Origin of the sequence: Bradyrhizobium sp. BLXBL-01, from assembly GCF_051853025.1 — a bacterium.
Lineage (GTDB): Bacteria > Pseudomonadota > Alphaproteobacteria > Rhizobiales > Xanthobacteraceae > Bradyrhizobium.
Genome location: NZ_CP182471.1, coordinates 4,755,270 through 4,768,808, shown reverse-complemented (window position 1 = coordinate 4,768,808; position 13,539 = coordinate 4,755,270). Strand labels below are relative to the sequence as shown.

10 protein-coding genes are annotated in these 13,539 nt (G+C 64.6%); 4 read left to right on the top strand and 6 right to left on the bottom strand.

Annotated elements, in window-relative coordinates:
* Nucleotides 1-183: 183 nt before the first annotated feature.
* Nucleotides 184-711, top strand: a complete 528-nt coding sequence (locus tag ACNJYA_RS22340; protein WP_172786332.1) for a carboxymuconolactone decarboxylase family protein — start codon at nt 184-186, stop codon at nt 709-711.
* A gap of 26 nt (nt 712-737) precedes the next feature.
* Complete coding sequence (locus tag ACNJYA_RS22335; protein ID WP_172786333.1) at nt 738-1,040, top strand: nucleoside triphosphate pyrophosphohydrolase family protein; 303 nt, start codon at nt 738-740, stop codon at nt 1,038-1,040.
* A gap of 134 nt (nt 1,041-1,174) precedes the next feature.
* Here the strand turns inward: ACNJYA_RS22335 and glsA are convergent, their stop codons facing one another.
* The 4 genes from glsA to ACNJYA_RS22315 all read right to left on the bottom strand — a co-directional run bounded on the left by glsA (nt 1,175) and on the right by ACNJYA_RS22315 (nt 7,047).
* On the bottom strand, nt 1,175-3,016 hold the full coding sequence (gene glsA, locus ACNJYA_RS22330; RefSeq protein ID WP_439363323.1) for a glutaminase A: 1,842 nt from the start codon (nt 3,014-3,016) through the stop codon (nt 1,175-1,177).
* Between the two features lie 21 nt (nt 3,017-3,037).
* Nucleotides 3,038-5,248, bottom strand: a complete 2,211-nt coding sequence (locus ACNJYA_RS22325; protein ID WP_439363322.1) for a TRAP transporter permease — start codon at nt 5,246-5,248, stop codon at nt 3,038-3,040.
* 243 nt (nt 5,249-5,491) lie between these two features.
* On the bottom strand, nt 5,492-6,658 hold the full coding sequence (locus tag ACNJYA_RS22320; protein WP_212257450.1) for a TAXI family TRAP transporter solute-binding subunit: 1,167 nt from the start codon (nt 6,656-6,658) through the stop codon (nt 5,492-5,494).
* Between the two features lie 167 nt (nt 6,659-6,825).
* Nucleotides 6,826-7,047 (bottom strand): biotin/lipoyl-containing protein, encoded by a 222-nt coding sequence (locus ACNJYA_RS22315; RefSeq protein WP_036001120.1) that lies wholly within the window; start codon nt 7,045-7,047, stop codon nt 6,826-6,828.
* A 95-nt stretch (nt 7,048-7,142) separates the two neighbouring features.
* Here ACNJYA_RS22315 and ACNJYA_RS22310 point away from each other — a divergent pair, with 95 nt between their 5' ends.
* Together ACNJYA_RS22310 and ACNJYA_RS22305 are read left to right on the top strand one after the other, a co-directional pair.
* Entirely contained in the window at nt 7,143-8,117 is a 975-nt protein-coding gene (locus tag ACNJYA_RS22310; RefSeq protein ID WP_172786337.1) for an IclR family transcriptional regulator, read from the top strand.
* A complete protein-coding gene (locus tag ACNJYA_RS22305; protein WP_212257451.1) occupies nt 8,047-9,606 on the top strand; it encodes an acyl-CoA carboxylase subunit beta in 1,560 nt (519 codons plus the stop codon). Before ACNJYA_RS22310 ends, ACNJYA_RS22305 begins: the two co-directional genes overlap by 71 nt.
* 907 nt (nt 9,607-10,513) lie before the next feature.
* Here ACNJYA_RS22305 and ACNJYA_RS22300 read toward each other — a convergent pair.
* Both ACNJYA_RS22300 and ACNJYA_RS22295 read right to left on the bottom strand, forming a co-directional pair.
* Complete coding sequence (locus ACNJYA_RS22300; protein ID WP_439400756.1) at nt 10,514-11,989, bottom strand: FAD-binding oxidoreductase; 1,476 nt, start codon at nt 11,987-11,989, stop codon at nt 10,514-10,516.
* Between the two features lie 165 nt (nt 11,990-12,154).
* Nucleotides 12,155-13,444 carry an MFS transporter gene (locus tag ACNJYA_RS22295; protein ID WP_212257453.1) on the bottom strand — a complete coding sequence of 430 codons (1,290 nt, stop codon included), beginning with the start codon at nt 13,442-13,444 and terminating at the stop codon, nt 12,155-12,157.
* Nucleotides 13,445-13,539: the final 95 nt, after the last annotated feature.

Genomic DNA, 13,539 nt, shown 5'->3' with positions numbered 1-13,539 from the left:
CGAGTATCCGCCGCGATTTGTCCCCACGCGGCGAATATCGACTGTGTCAGGGTCGATCAGCAATGCGGCGGCAATTTGACTCGATGATGTTGCTCCTGCGTCCACCCGCGAATAGAGTCTGCGGAAACCTGCGCCGGTGGCGACAAGAAGCATCAAAAGATCAGGGAAAACTTCAGGAAAATCATGGCCCGCATTCAGTACAGCGACCCGTCCAAGGCATCCGACCGCACCCGCGAAATCCTCGACAAGAACCGTCATGCCAACATCTTCCGGATGATGGCGCATTCGCCGAGCTACTTTGAGCAATATTGCCGCCTCGGCGGCGCCATCCGCCACAAGGGCGAGCTCGATCCGATCGTGCGCGAGCTTGCGATCACCCGCACCGGCATCCTGTGCGAGGCACCCTATGAGATCGTCGCGCACAAGCGCATCGGCAAGAATGTCGGCGTCACCGACGAGCAGAACGAGGCGCTCGAGAACTGGCAGGCAGCATCCTGCTTCAACGAGGTGCAGCGCGCCGCGCTCGCCTTCACCGACGAGATCGTGAATCTGAAGAAACCGACGGATGCGACCTTCAGGGCGATCGCATCGAAGCTGACGCCAGCCGCGCTGGTCGAGCTCCAGCTCTCGGTCGGCTTCTACATCATGACGTCAAAGTTCCTGGAGACCTTCGAGATCGATCTTCAGCCCGTCACCGAAGTGGTGGGCTGAATCGACGCAAGCGGCGGGGAATGCCGATGACGATCGATGAATATGCGGCCTGGGCCGCAACCATTGCCAAAGTCGAAGAGCATCCGTCCAACGAGCGGCTGTCCTACCTCGGCCTCGGCCTTGCCGGTGAGGCGGGCGAAGTCGCCGAGCACATCAAGAAGCTCTTGCGTGACGATTGGCTCGACAAGGCGGGTCTCGTCGAAGAGCTCGGCGATGTCGTCTACTATTGGGCCTGCCTGTGCGCCGCCACCGGCCAGCAGCCATCGGCGCTGCTCGATGCCAGTGCCGCCAAGATCAAGCGACGTATCAGCGAAGCCGCGAGCCGGTAAGCGTGAGCTGGGAACTCCGGCGTCATGGCCGGGCTTGTCCCGGCCATCCACGTCTTGCCAAGCGGTACGAAGAACGTGGATGCCCGGGACAAGCCCGGGCATGACGACTTCTTGGGGAGCAACGTCGGCGTTCATTACGTCGAGGTCAGAATATCCACCTTGGCGTTGGCGACGATCAGGCGGTCGGCCAGGAGCTGGGCCAGGTTGCGCATGATACATTCGCTGGCGCGGGGGTGCTGCTTGCGGAAGCGCTCGAAATCCTTCAGCGGCACCTCGCATGCCGTCGCGGCCATGTCGGCGAACACGTCGGCGGAGCGGGTCTGCTCCAGCAGCGCCATCTCGCCGAACGCCATGCCGGCGGTGAGCGTCGCCAGCCTGACGCCGTCGGGCAGCGTGACATGCACGGCGCCGCTGCGCAGGAAGTAAAGGGCGTCGGCGGGTTCGCCGGCCGTGAGAATCTTCGCGCCGGATTGATAGGTCCTGATGGTGCAGAGCGAGGCGAGATCGGTCAGCTCTTCCTCGCTCAGCCCGCTCAACAGGGGCTGCTCGGCAAGCTCGGTGGTCTCGTGAAAATCGATCGAGCCGCCGTAGCGATAGACGATCTGGTCTTCGGCCCATTCGATCGCCGTGTCGAGCAAATAGAAGTCGCGGACGTTCTTCAGTTCGGCGGTCCATTCCCGCAAGCTGTTCCATTCCTTGGAGGCGCGCCGGACGCCTGACAGCACGACGGTCACGTTCAGTGCGGCAAGCTCCTCGAACGCTTCGGCCACCAGCCGTGCGCCGGCGCGTGTAGTTGAGGTCACGCGGTGAAGATCGAAGATCACGAATTGCGGCCGCGGTCGTCCGGCAAGCCGGCGCGAGACGTAATCGACCGCCGACAGCGACAGCGTGCCGACCAGCTCGATGATCCGGACCTCCTGCTCGTGGGCCGCCAGGATCTCGCGCTCCTGCGGGCGGCGCACGCGGCGAGAGGGGCTCCTGCCGATATCGTAGTCCGCGATGACGGCGTTGCGCGCGTCGTCGCTGCGGTTGAGCATGTGCAGGTCGTAATGCGAGGACAGCGCCTCGCAGACCTTGATGCCGCGCACGCTGTTGCCGTGCTTGTCGAGCTTTGGTGAATAGCTGCCGAGGCCGAGGCGGGCAGGGAGCGCAGCCAGGATGCCGCCGCCGACGCCGCTCTTGGCGGGGATGCCGATGCGGTAGATCCATTCGCCGGCATAGTCGTACATGCCCGAGGACGTCATCACGGAAAGGGTACGCGAGATCGCGTAAGCGCTCAGCACCTGCTCGCCGGTGACGGGATTGATGCCGCGATTGGCGAGCGTCGCCGCCATCACCGCGATGTCGCGCGCGGTCACCAGCACGGCGCATTGGCGGAAATAGACGTCGAGCACGCCCGCGACATTGTCCGAGATCACCGCGTTGGTCTTGAGCAGATAGCCGATGGCGCGGTTACGGTCGCCGGTCTGGCTTTCGGAAGCATAGACCGCTTCGTCGACAGAGAGATCGCGTCCCGCAAAACGGCTGAGCGCAAGGCGGATCTGCTCGAAAGCGTCGGTACCCTTGCTGTCGTAGATCAGCCCGGTGCAGGCGATCGCGCCGGCATTGACCATCGGATTGAACGGATGGTTCTCGGAATTCAGCCGGATCGAGTTGAAGGGATCGCCGGAGGGCTCGACGCCGATCGCGCCTTCGACCTTGCCGGCGCCGAGCAGGTCCAGCGCCAGCGCGAACACGAAGGGCTTCGACATCGACTGGATGGTGAAGGGCACCCGGCTGTCGCCGACTTCATAGACATGGCCGTCCAGCGTCGCCAGGCTGATGCCGAAATAGGCAGGATCGGCCTTGCTCAGTTGGGGGATGTAGTCGGCCACATGGCCTGACGTTTCAGCCGAAAATTCATTGAGGCATGTGTTCAGAAACCGCAGCAAAGGCGGTTTCGAGCGGGTCCAGGCGGAGGCTAGAGGCGATGTCATCGCCCCTCTTGTGCAACGCAATCAAGGTGCGCGCAACCCGTCCGGCACCATGGCCTGCCGGCGAACTAGCAGCAGGGCGACCAAAACCGTGGGCACGAGGATGGCAAGGCCGAGCAGCGTCACTTGCATCTGCGACAACGGCATGATGCCGCCGCCGGGGGTGGCGACCACGAAGCCGCCGATCACCAGCAGCACGCGGATCGGCCATTCCAGCATCCCGGCGCGGCGCAAGTCGCCGACGAAGGACTGGTAGCCTTGGATGCCGCCGCAGATGAAGAGGATGCCGAAACAGGCAAGTCCCGTGAGTCCAAGCGCCTCCAGATAAGGATTGCTGCCCTGGAGCAGCAGCGCCGGGTTGAGCACGAAGAAGAACGGGATGAAGTAGATGATGCTGCCCACCCACATGCTCTCCCAGCCCGTCTTCATCGCCGGCGCACCGGCGATGCCGGCCGCGGCGAAAGAGGCGATCGCCACCGGCGGGGTGATCGAGGACAGCATGCCCCAGTAGAAGATGAACATGTGCACCGCCATCTTGTTCAGCCCGAGCTTCTCCAGTGCGGGCGCGACCAGGATGGCGAGGAAGATGTAGCAGGAGGTCGTGGTCAGCCCGAGCCCGAGGATCAGGCTGGTGATTGCGCACATGATCAGCAGCAGGAAGGCATCGCCGCCCGCGATGCTGAGCAAATCGTTGGCAAGGCTCGAGATCACACCGGTCAGCGAGAAGGCGCCGATCAACAGGCCGCAGCCGGCGAGGATCGCGATCAGCTCGACGAACGTCTTGCCGTTGAGCTCGAGGAATTGCAACCAGCGCGCGCCGCCCCAATTCTTGCCGGGGAAGAATTCGTTCAGCGCCGCCAGCAGGCACATGCCCCACAGCGCAGCGTTGAGCACGCCATACCAGAACATTGCGGCCGTCGCCGCGATCGAGCCGGCGAGGACGAGCGTGTTTCCGAGCTTCCAGCGCGCCGGACCCGACCATTGGTGCAGGATCACCAGCAGCACGGAGGCATAGAACGGCGCATGGCTCTCGCGCTTGAAGTAGAGCAGCATCACCACGAGCACGACGATCACGAAGAGATAGTACCAGCCCTCCTTGAACGCATCCCAGAACCGCGGCAGCTCGGCGCGCGGCAGGCCCTTCAGCTTGTGGCGGGCGGCATAGGCGTCGACCTGCGCGAACAGGCCGACATAATAGAGGATCGAGGGAATGGTCGCGGCGAGCGCGACGTCGGCATAGCCTGTGTTCATGAACTGCGCCATGACGAAAGCCGTGGCGCCCAGCACCGGTGGCGCCAGCACCGCGCCGGTCGAGGCACAGGCCTCGATCGCGCCGGAATAGGACGGCGTGAAGCCGGTCTTCTTCATCGCGGGGATCGTCATCGTGCCGGCGGTCAGCACGTTGGAGACGATGCTGCCGCCGACGGTGCCGAGCAGGCCGGATGCGAACACACAGACCTTTGCCGCGCCGCCGCGGAAGGTGCCGCACATCGCGAACGCGATATTGATGAAGAATTTTCCGGCGCCCGTCATCATCAGCGCGGTGCCGAACACCAAAAAGCCGATCACGGTGTCGGCGAAGGCCTGAATGGGAATGCCGAGCAGGCTCTCGCCGGAGAGCATGTGATAGGAGGTCGTCTGCTGCAGCGTCGATTGCGTGCCGCGGAACGGCCCGAGCCAGCTCGAATCCGCAAACAGCGGATAGAGCGTGAAGGGCAGCACGCTGAGCAGCAGGCTCCAGCCGCCGGTGCGCCGCAGCGCCTCCATCAGCACGAACCACATCACGAGCCCGGCCGCGATGACGTTGGTGGGCGCGCCGTCGAACTCCCAGCCGAGCTGCGCCGCCTTGCGGATATTGAGCATCAGCCAGATCGCCGAGCCGAAGGTCGCCGCGAACAGCGCAAGGTCATGCCAGGGGATGCGGTCGAGCGGCGCCTTGTCCGACCCCGGAAAGATCAGGAAGGTGAACGGCAGCATCAACGCGATCAACAGATAGAAATATTCGGTGTTGAGCTGGGTGTAGTCGATGAAGAACCGCAGCGAGAATTGCTGGTTCACACACAACAGAATGGTGGCCGCCGTGGCCGCCATCAGCACCCAGCGCCACGCGCCCTTCAGGGTGCGCACGCGCGTGACCTCCGCCTCCTGCAAGTCAGCGGCGGCGCCGAGATGCGGATCTGCGAATTCGACGCGCCTGGCTTCGTCCTGGGGGCCACTGGAGATTGAAGCAGACATGATCGATCCCGGACGTGGGCTGCAAAGTCGCGACTAGGCGAACGATTGTTGGTTGAAGCGGTCGCGCCGCAGGCTCCTCAACCTCTCCCGCGTGCGGGAGAGGTTGGCGCGCAGCGCCGGGTGAGGGCTTTCTCCTCTGGAGGAATCCCACCGTGGAGACACCCTTTCCCCAACCCTCTCTCGCACGCGGGAGAAGGAGCGCACTTCTCGCGGGGCAGCGATCAAGCCCGACAGCATCTCGCTCTATTCCTCGAACCCATTCGGCATGCCGGCTTTCGCCAGCGCCGCGGCGCGGGCCTTCATCCAGCCGTCGAGGAACGCCTTGTCGTCCGACGGCGGATTGGACTTGCCGTATTCGGTCCAGGCTGCGCCGAGCACTTCCTGGCGCTTGATCAGCTGGTTGTTGTGCGCCTCCTGCGCATCGCTCCATTGTCCGGCTTCCTTCAGCGCTTTCACCGCACCGGGATGCACCGGCACCACCCAGTTCTTGGTCTGGCGGTCGGCCGCGAGCCCGCCGGCGCCGGGCGCGGAATCCTTGTAGGCGTCGTAGTTGACGATCATCGCCTTGGTGATGGCGTAGACCTGGTCGGCCGATTGCGAGGCATAGGCGACGAAGATCGGGTAGGGATAATTGCCAAGCTCGACCGGCTTCTCCGGCGAGATGCCGGCGCCGCAGGTGGCAAGCTGCGGGAAGAAGAACGAGCCGACCTTCTGCATCCGCGCCCAGCCTTCCTTGTCCTTGGCGGGCAGCGGCGGCCAGATCAGCCCGCGCGGCGAGGTCTCGGCCTCCTTGGCCGGACCGGTGATGGTGGTGCCGAAGGCGGCATCGACGTCGTTGTTGATCAGGCCCTTCCACATCGCCCCGTAGCTCGCGAACTCGACGGCCTTGACGTCGTTCTTGGTCAGCCCGGCGAAGGCGAGCACCGCGAGCGAGTTCTGGTTCAGCGCAGGCGAGCCGACCACGAAGCCGACGCGCTTGCCCTTGAGGTCCTTCAGCTCCTTCACGCCGGTGTCGGCGGCGACCGCGAGCGAGCCGCAATTGCAGTCGACGGACGAGAGCAGGATCTGCAGCGGCTGCGGCCCCCATTCCTTCGAGCCGAACTCGAACACGCCTTCCTGCGCGAAATAGGTGCCCGATCCCATCGCCGCGGAAGCCGCGCGCTTGGCGCGCAGCGGCGCGAGGCGAGCAACGTCGTTGCCTGCGGGCAGCACACGCACGTCGGTGCCGTATTTGTCCTTCATCATCTTGCCGACGCCGACCGCGATGTTGAAGCCGGCGGTGCCGGTGTCATAGGCGGTGAACGTCAATGTCGCCGGCAGCTTGGTGTCTTCGGCAAACGAATAGCGTGTAGACGCAAAAGAAATGCCCGCCACCAAGGCAGGTGCGAGCACGAGCAGCCCACGAAGCATGTTTCCCTCCAATGATCCTCGCTTTGGCGCGAGGATTTTCGTTCTTTGTTTGAAACAACGTTTTGTTTGAAACCGATCATGTCACCGCGATCAAGCGATGGCAACGCCGCACCGCGCACGCAGGAATGCGACTGACAGATTGTCGCGGAAACGAACGGACAACGTGTTTAACTCGCGACGATCGCGATCGCCTGTCCCTCGGCAACGACGTCGTCGACCTTGACCAGAAGCGATGTGATCGTTCCGTTCGCGGGCGAGGGCACCGGGATCTCCATCTTCATCGCTTCGACCACCACAACGTCATCGCCATCCGCGACGGTTCCTCCAACTTGCACGGGAGTTGCGCAGATGCGTCCCGCGACCTCCGTGACGATCTTAATTTCTGGCATGCCATCGCCTTTTTGTTGTCGTCGCAAAATGCCTGAGGTAGCGTCGTCTGCAAGTGGAATTTAATTCCGCAGAGCGGAACATAACGGTAGGGATCATGGGACGACGTTCGGAGCGGTTGAGCAGGCAAGGTGCGCTCGCTGGTGAAGCCGGTGAGGGTGATGTGATCCAGGTGGTGTCGCGCGCGTTCGACGTGTTGCGATGCTTCGAGGGCCACGAGGCGCGACTCGGCAATCTCGAGATTTCAAATCGCTGCGGTCTGCCGCGCTCGACGGTATCGCGGCTCACGCACACGCTGACCCGCATGGGTCAGCTCGTGTATCTCCCGCGCGATCAGAAGTATCGCATCGGCCCGAGCGCGGTGGCGATGAGCGCATCGATGATGAAGGGCGCGCAGCTGCGCAGCATGATTCGCCAGCGGCTGCAGGAAGTCGCCGAGCAGTTGCCGGGCACGGTCGGATTCGTCGTCCCCGACCGCTTCCATCTCGTCTATCTCCAATTCGCGCGTTCGCCGACCGCGCTCGGCTTGCACGAGGGTACCGGCAGCCGCATCTCGATGGCCTCGACCGCCGCAGGCGCGGCCTACACCGCGGCCCTGGCGCCGGAAGTCGGCGATGCCTTCGTCGCAGACATGGAGCGCGAAGCCCCCGAGGCTGCCAAGATTCTCAAGCCCCGCATCGAGGCCAACCGGCAGATGCTGCGCGAGCGCGGCTATGTCGTGGCCTGCGGCCTCTGGAGCCCGCACATCAACGGCCTCGCGGTGCCGATCTGGTCGCCGCAATACCAGACCTTCGTCGTCATCACGATCGGCCTTCTGTCGGCGATGTATGACGAGCAGCGTCTGCACGACGAAGTCGCGCCGCTGATGCTCCAGCTTGGCCGCTCGCTCGGCAGCCTGATGGAAGGGGCGGAAGGCGACGCCTTCAACAACCGTATCTCGCGTAAGCCGGTCGCCATGGCCGTGCACAACAATAACAAGCCGATCCATTCGGAGGGAGTGAATGAACTGGAAGCCGGAACTCGACGAGCTCGCCCGGCGCGAAGCCTTCGCGCGGGAGATGGGCGGCGTTGACAAGGTCAAGCGACAGCATGACCAGGGCCGGCTGACTGTTCGGGAGCGTATCGACAAGCTGATCGACAAAGGCAGCTTTCACGAGATCGGTGCCGTCTCCGGCATCGGCGAGTACGATTCCAGCGGCGATCTGAAGAAGCTCACGCCGGCCAATTGCGTGTTCGGCCGCGCGCGCGTCGACGGCCGCACGTTGGTCGTGGTCGGTGACGATTTCACCGTGCGCGGCGGCTCGGCGGATGCGTCGATCTCGGCCAAGCCGCTCATGGCGGAGGAGATGGCGCACGATTTCCGCCTGCCCATCGTCCGCATCATCGAGGGCTCCGGCGGCGGCGGCTCGGTCAAGACCATCGAGACCAAGGGCGCGGCCAATCTGCCTGGCGGCATTGGCGGCACGCGCTGGTATCGCTTCACGACGGAGAACCTCTCGCGCGTGCCGGTGGTCGCGCTCGGCCTCGGCTCGGTGGCGGGCTTGGGGGCCGCGCGTCTTGCCGCCAGCCACTATTCCATCATGACCCGGAAGTCCGCGATGTTCGTCGCAGGCCCGCCGGTGGTGAAGGCGCTGGGGCAGGATCTTACCAAGGAGGAGCTCGGCGGCGCCGACATCCAGACCCGCGCCGGCGCGGTCGATCACGCCGTCGACACGGAAGAAGAAGCGTTCGCCTGCGCGCGGCGCTTTCTTTCCTACCTGCCGTCTTCCGTCTACGAGCTGCCGCCGACCTTGCCCTGCACCGACAACCCCGAGCGTGGCAACGAAGCGCTGATGAACGCGGTGCCGCGCAATCGCAAGCAGGTCTACAAGATGCGGCCCATCATCGAGTCCGTCGTCGACAAGGGCTCGTTCTTCGAGGTCGCGAAGAATTTCGGCAAGCCAATCATCGTCGGTCTCGCGCGGCTCGAGGGCCGGGCGGTGCTGCTGCTCGCCAGCGACAGCTTTCACTATGGCGGCTCCTGGACCGCGGATGCCTGCCAGAAGGTGGTGCGCTGGGTCGACTTCGCCGAGACCTTCCACCTGCCGGTGGTCTATCTCATGGACTGCCCGGGCTTCATGATCGGTCTCGATGCCGAGAAGGCGGCCACCATCCGCCACGGCGTGCGCGCCATGGCGGCGGTGAACCAGACCACCGTGCCCTGGTGCACCGTGATCCTGCGCAACGCCTTCGGTGTCGCCGGTGTCGTGCATCAGCCGGCCGACCGCTTCTCGATCCGCTACGCCTGGCCGTCGGCCTATTGGGGCTCGCTCCCGCTCGAAGGCGGCATCGAAGCCGCCTACCGCGCCGACATCGACGCCGCCGAGGACAAGTCGGCCAAGCTGAAGGAGATCGAGGAGCGCCTCAACAAGCTCCGCTCGCCGTTCCGCTCGGCCGAAAAATTCTGGGTCGAGGAGATCATTGATCCCAGGAAGACGCGCTCGCTGTTGTGCGAGTTCGCCCGCCTCGCCGAGCCGCTACGCAAAGTGGGGCCGCCGGAGAACATGACGATCCGGCCGTAGCATTGATCCGAATTGGTTGCGTGCCGCGAGCTTGACGCGCCGATCGAGCATTCGTGCGCTGCGAGTTAATCATCTCCAGCGCTACGTGTAGGCTATGAAATCTTGCAGTTGTTGCGCGCAAGCGCAACCACTTTCAGCCGCTGTTTAGGCCCATTTCAGCCAAACTGTTATTGGTTTCTCGTTGCCCGGGGCAGGGTCTCTCATTTGGAGTCCTGCAATGTTCAAGCGAGTATTTTCTGCGTGCGTCTTCGTTGCCTTGGGTTCTGTCGCTTCGGAAGCGCGCCCTTACCGAACTCATCAAGCTCCTGAATGCAACGTCACCATGCCCTGCGACTTCTCGTTTTCGCAGACGCGACGCGAGCGGGCTTCCAGGCCCTCACTAGCTTCCAGATCTTCGCCGGTTTCCAGCCCCACGCTGCAAGCGTACCGCTCCGCACAACTGACAGTGACTGATGCTGGGGGCACGACCACGCCGGCGACGGTCTCCGGTGCTCACGGCGCTCGCGTCGTCGGCGGCCGTCCGGCCGGTTGCCCTTCCTCGTTCTGCGGCTGCGGCGCGGCTCTGCGCGTGTTCGGCCGCATCGTGCCGGAATTGAATCTTGCGTCCAACTGGCTCCGCTTTCCCAGGACATCACCCGCACCGGGAATGGTTGCTGCGCGACGAGGACACGTTTTCGTCCTTGAGCAGCACCTCGGAGGCGACGTCTGGATGGCCTATGACGCCAACTCGGGCGGGCGCACGACGCGAATCCACGCGCGCTCATTGCGAGGGTATACGGTTGTCAATCCGCGCGGCGGCTCGGTGGCTTGAGGACAGCGGATAGCATTCCAGGAATCGCGGGCGGGTCGCAACATCTTTGCGACCCGCCAACGCTGAACAAATTGTTGGCGCCGGGCTCGCAGTCGATCACAGCCGGAGCACCTTGCCGGGATTCATGATGTTCTCAGGATCGAGCGCGCGTTTGATGGTGCGCATGATGTCGAGCTCGGTCTTGGAGCGGTAGTGGCTGAGCTCGTCGAGCTTGTCGATCCCGATGCCGTGCTCCGCCGAGATCGAGCCGCCCATGGAGGTGACGAGATCGTTCACGGCCCGCGTGATGGCGGCCGTGTATTGGTTCAGCGTCTGCTGGTCCATGCCCTTCGGCCCCATGAACGAAAAGTGCAAATTGCCGTCGCCGATGTGCCCGAGCGGATAGGGCCGGATGGTCGGGAGAATGTCGAGCACGGCCCTGAGGCCCTTGTCGATGAACTCCGGAATCCTGGAGATCGCAACCGACACGTCGAAACTGATCCCCGGTCCTTCGGCGCGGGAGGCCTCCGCCATGGCTTCTCGGATGCGCCACATGTTGCGCGATTGAGCGAATGTGTGCGCGATCGTCGCATCCAGCACGCGGCCGGCTTCGAGTTGATCGGCGAGAAACTGCTCCATCTTGCCGGACATGCCCTCGGTTCCGTCCTGGCGCGGGCGCGCCGACGACCATTCCAGCAGCAGATACCAGGGCGTGTCCGCCTTCAGCGGATCCTGCGTGCCGGGAATGTGGCGCAGGGAAAGGTCAATGGCGGCCCGGCTGAGCAGCTCGCAGGAGCCGACATTGTCCTCGGATGCCGCGTGCGCCTCGGACAGGATTTCCAGCGCCGCGCGGGGATCGCGGACCGCCAGCCACGCCGTGCAGACGTCCTTGGGCGCCGGCCACAGCTTGAGCACGGCCTTGGTGATGACGCCCAGCGTTCCCTCGGCGCCCATGAACAGGTGCTTGAGGTCGTAGCCGGTGTTGTCCTTCTTGAGCGCGCGCAATCCGTCCCAGACCTCGCCGCTCGGCAGAACGACCTCGAGCCCCAGCACGAGATTGCGGGCATTGCCGTAGCGCAGCACCTGCACGCCGCCGGCGTTGGTGGAGAGATTGCCGCCGATCATGCAGGAGCCCTGAGCACCGAGGCTGAGCGGCAGGAAGCGGTCGTGCTGGCTTGCGGTCTCCTGAAGCGTCTGCAACACGCAACCGGCCTCGACCGTCATCGAATAGCCGACGGGATCGACCTCCAGCACGCGGTTCATGCGGCCGAGCGACAGCACGATGCCGGTGTGCGCAGGCCAGGGCGTCGCCCCGCCCATCAGGCCGGTGTTGCCGCCCTGCGGCACGATCGCGACGCCGTGCTCATGGCAGAGCCGGACCACTTTCGAGACCTCCTCGGTGCTCCCGGGACGAACGACGGCGTCGGCGCTGCCGACCAGCAATCCCCGCCAATCCGTCACGAACGGGTGCTTGCCGTGCTCGTCCTCGATCAGGCCCTTCTCGCCGACGATCGCGCGCACCGCATCGCGCATCTCGGCGGTCAAGGGGGCGGTTGGGATGGCGGGTGGGGACGACGGGAAGGCAGCCGGCATTTGTTTCCTCTGGCGCATCTTGGTGTGCACTGCGCACGGTGACGTGCAGAGGGCATTGTCCACGTTTGGCGCGAGGAGTCTAACGGGAATGTGGCCGAGCGCGTCTTGCGGATGGTGACGCCGCCGGGTCCGGCGTCACCATCACGATCGGGTCGTCAGCCGGCTTCAGGCCGTCGCCGGCTGCAGTTTCGGCTGCCGCGACAGCGCCAGCACGATCAAAGCCGCGAACACGCAGAGCGCACCGGCGATGAAGAAGGCGGGCAGGTAGCTCTGGTAGACCGTGCGCGAGAAGCCTGCGCCGAACGCCGCGGTGCCGGCGCCGAGCTGATGGCCGGCGAAGATCCAGCCGAACACCAGATTGGCGCGCTCGGGCCCGAACTTTTGCGCAGTGAGCCGCACCGTCGGCGGCACCGTTGCGATCCAGTCGAGACCATAGAACATTGCGAAGACCGAGAGGCCGTAGAACGAGAAATCGCTGAACGGCAGGAAGATCAGCGAGAGCCCGCGCAGGCCGTAGTACCAGAACAGGAGCCAGCGGTTGTCGTAACGGTCCGACAGCCAGCCCGACATGATCGTGCCGAAGAAATCGAAGATGCCCATCGCGGCGAGCAGGCTCGCCGCCTGCACCTGCGGGATGCCGAAATCGAGGCACATCGGGATCAGGTGCACTTGCACGAGGCCGTTGGTGGAGGCGCCGCAGACGAAGAAGGTCGCGAACAGGATCCAGAACGCCGTCGATGTCGAGGCGTCGCGCAACGTGCCGAGCGCAACGCCCGTAATCGAGCCGTGGCTGACCGGCGGCGCGGGCAGCGGCTCGGTGCCTTCGTCGCCGAACGGCCGCAGCCCGACGTCGCTGGGGCGGTCGCGCATCGCGAGCAGCACCGCCAGGGCGGAAACGCCGAGCATGATGCAGACGAAGCCGAGCGCGAGCCGCCAGCCGAAACGTTCGGTGAGGCTTGCGAGCAGCGGCAGGAACACGAGCTGGCCGGTCGCGACGCTCGCGGTCATGATGCCGACGACGAGGCCGCGCCTTGCCGCGAACCAGCGCGTGGCGATGGTCGCGCCGAGCACCAAGGCCGTCATGCCGGTGCCGATCCCGATCACCACGCCCCAGAGAGCAATGAGCTGCCAGACCTCGGTCATGCCGAGCGAGAGCACGAGCGCCGAGACCACGATCAGCTGGGCGGCCAGCGTGACGTTGCGCAGGCCATAGCGGTTGAGCAGGGCGGCCGCGAACGGCGCCATCAGCCCGAACAGGATGAAGCGGATCGACAACGCGGAGGAAATCTCCGCCGTGCTCCAGCCGAACTCCTTCTGCAGGGGCACGATGAACACGCCGGGCGCGCCCACCGTGCCGGCGCTGATCAGCGCGGCGAGAAATGTCACGCCGACCATCACCCAACCGTAATGGATGTTGCGGCGGGACAGTGCTGCCGCGAGCCAGTTCGAGATCATTGGGCCTCAATTTGGTTGGCGGGCCCCAGAGAGACCCGCATCATCGTTGCAATCTGGCACAGACAAGGAAAGTCTAAAATGCCAGACTTCCCTCA

Bases quoted from the DNA above. Each gene is read 5' to 3' on its own strand.
- ACNJYA_RS22340 (WP_172786332.1), top strand. From the start codon at position 184: ATGGCCCGCATTCAGTACAGCGACCCGTCCAAGGCATCCGACCGCACC.
- ACNJYA_RS22335 (WP_172786333.1), top strand. From the start codon at position 738: ATGACGATCGATGAATATGCGGCCTGGGCCGCAACCATTGCCAAAGTC.
- glsA (WP_439363323.1), bottom strand. From the start codon at position 3,016: ATGACATCGCCTCTAGCCTCCGCCTGGACCCGCTCGAAACCGCCTTTG.
- ACNJYA_RS22325 (WP_439363322.1), bottom strand. From the start codon at position 5,248: ATGTCTGCTTCAATCTCCAGTGGCCCCCAGGACGAAGCCAGGCGCGTC.
- ACNJYA_RS22320 (WP_212257450.1), bottom strand. From the start codon at position 6,658: ATGCTTCGTGGGCTGCTCGTGCTCGCACCTGCCTTGGTGGCGGGCATT.
- ACNJYA_RS22315 (WP_036001120.1), bottom strand. From the start codon at position 7,047: ATGCCAGAAATTAAGATCGTCACGGAGGTCGCGGGACGCATCTGCGCA.
- ACNJYA_RS22310 (WP_172786337.1), top strand. From the start codon at position 7,143: ATGGGACGACGTTCGGAGCGGTTGAGCAGGCAAGGTGCGCTCGCTGGT.
- ACNJYA_RS22305 (WP_212257451.1), top strand. From the start codon at position 8,047: ATGAACTGGAAGCCGGAACTCGACGAGCTCGCCCGGCGCGAAGCCTTC.
- ACNJYA_RS22300 (WP_439400756.1), bottom strand. From the start codon at position 11,989: ATGCCGGCTGCCTTCCCGTCGTCCCCACCCGCCATCCCAACCGCCCCC.
- ACNJYA_RS22295 (WP_212257453.1), bottom strand. From the start codon at position 13,444: ATGATCTCGAACTGGCTCGCGGCAGCACTGTCCCGCCGCAACATCCAT.